Raw genomic sequence first — 684 nt, 5'->3', positions numbered from 1 at the left:
CCAAGTAAAACGGAAGTGAAGACAGCAGAAGGCACATGGAGCTTCAAGTCCTATGACAAGACATCTGAAACTATTAATGGAGCAGATGCCCACTTTATCGGTACTTGGGAATTCACTCCAGCGCCAACAGTGACTCATAAGGCAACTCACGAGTTTGTCAGCGGAACGCCAGGAAAAGAACTTCCACAAGAAGTGAAAACCTTGCTTCCAGCAGACCAAACAGACTTGAAAGATGGCAACCAAGTAACTCCAACACAACCAAGTAAAACGGAAGTTAAGACAGCAGAAGGCACATGGAGCTTCAAGTCATACGACAAGACTTCAGAGACTGTCAACGGTTCAGATGTTAAGTTTGTAGGAACATGGGAATTTACAGCGAGCCCAGCATCAACAGTGACTCATAAAGCAGTTCACGAGTTTGTCAGCGGAACGCCAGGAAAAGAACTTCCACAAGAAGTGAAAACCTTGCTTCCAGCAGACCAAACCGACTTGAAAGACGGTAGTCAAGCGACTCCAACTCAGCCAAGTAAAACAGAAGTGAAGACAGCAGAAGGTACCTGGAGCTTCAAGTTCTACGATAAGACATCGGAAACAATTAATGGATCAGATGTTAAGTTTGTAGGTACATGGGAATTCACCCCATCCCCAACCTATAAGGCAACTCACGAGTTTGTCAGCGGAACT

General features: G+C 45.3%; 1 protein-coding gene. It reads left to right on the top strand.

Features of this window, described 5'->3' with window-relative positions:
- Positions 1 to 684, top strand: a 684-nt coding sequence (locus HMPREF2991_RS10760; RefSeq protein ID WP_257372006.1) for an SHIRT domain-containing protein, incomplete at both ends; no start/stop codon positions are given.

This window comes from Streptococcus sp. HMSC072D07 (genome assembly GCF_001814835.1).
Taxonomy (GTDB): domain Bacteria; phylum Bacillota; class Bacilli; order Lactobacillales; family Streptococcaceae; genus Streptococcus.
This window is presented reverse-complemented; position numbering and strand designations above follow the sequence as displayed.